At 58.8% G+C, this 1,339-nt stretch carries 1 protein-coding gene; it reads left to right on the forward strand.

Annotated elements, in window-relative coordinates; genetic code table 11:
• The first annotated feature begins 54 nt into the window (after positions 1–54).
• The gene (locus RZR99_RS32820) at positions 55–1,239 is read left to right on the forward strand and encodes a hypothetical protein (protein ID WP_456061843.1); all 1,185 of its coding nucleotides are present in this window, start codon (positions 55–57) and stop codon (positions 1,237–1,239) included.
• Positions 1,240–1,339 lie beyond the last annotated feature (100 nt).

Below are 1,339 nucleotides of genomic sequence, written 5' to 3' on the forward strand. Positions count from 1 at the left end.
ATACGGCGTACGCCATGGAACGCGTGGATTAAGGGCACTCCCAAATGGGAAACCGTGCTGGAGATCGATGCGCTTGACCTAAACAATCGGGATGGCGATGACCCGCGTTGGGTTCTGGCCGACTTTCAACTGATTTACCCCATTGCCGATCGCGCGCTGGTCTTCCTGTCGCCTGGTGGTTCCGACGCTCAGATCGTGCGGGAATTCGACGTAGAGGCGCGCGCATTTGTCGAGAATGGGTTCGAACTGCCTGAGCCTGGCCATCACAGCGTCACATGGATCGACCGGGACACGGTTTATGTGAGCTGGGATGACAGTTCAGCAAGCGCGACTCCTACGCTCACCCACGCTGGCTATCCGCGGCAGGTACGTAGATGGAGGCGCGGAACGCCGGTTGCAGATGCGCCAGTGGTGTTCGAATGCCAGCCCGAAGATTTGTCTGTGACGGCCGGTTACGACCCGATTCAAGCGCGTCATATTGCAAGCCGCGGCACCACGTTTTTCGAAGCAGAGCAGTTCTGGCTCAACGAGAAGACCGGTGAATGGCGGCTGTACGATGTTCAGCGCGATGCGGGCCTGTTCGAGTGGAACGAATGGCTGTTCGTGACGCCACGTACCGACTGGAACATCAACGCAACGATATATCGAGGCGGATCTTTACTGGCCATCCGACGTGATGCGTTTCTCGACGGCGACCGCCGCTTTACCATCCTTTTCGAGCCAACGGAAAGGAACGTATTATCGAGCGTGGGGTACACGAAGCATTGGCTGTTCGTCTCCCACAAGAACGAAAGCCTTACCTGCGTGACGCTTTGGTGTCCACCGACCTCGAGCGACGGGGCATGGGACGCGCGAGATTTGCCGTTACCAGCCGGATGCGAAGCATCGGTGACGGCCGTCGACAGCACTCGCGACGACGCTGTGCTGGTGTACGTTGATCACTTCCTGGCGCCGCCTGCGCTGTATCTTGCCGAGCTTGCCAGCGATGCGCCCTGGTGCCTGCTCGGGCATCTTCCCGCACGGTTCGATGCAACCGGATTTGTCGCACAGCGACGACNATCAACGCAACGATATATCGAGGCGGATCTTTACTGGCCATCCGACGTGATGCGTTTCTCGACGGCGACCGCCGCTTTACCATCCTTTTCGAGCCAACGGAAAGGAACGTATTATCGAGCGTGGGGTACACGAAGCATTGGCTGTTCGTCTCCCACAAGAACGAAAGCCTTACCTGCGTGACGCTTTGGTGTCCACCGACCTCGAGCGACGGGGCATGGGACGCGCGAGATTTGCCGTTACCAGCCGGATGCGAAGCATCGGTGACGGCCGTCGACAGCAC

The sequence above is a fragment of the Burkholderia alba genome, assembly GCF_034721475.1.
Classification (GTDB): domain Bacteria; phylum Pseudomonadota; class Gammaproteobacteria; order Burkholderiales; family Burkholderiaceae; genus Burkholderia; species Burkholderia alba.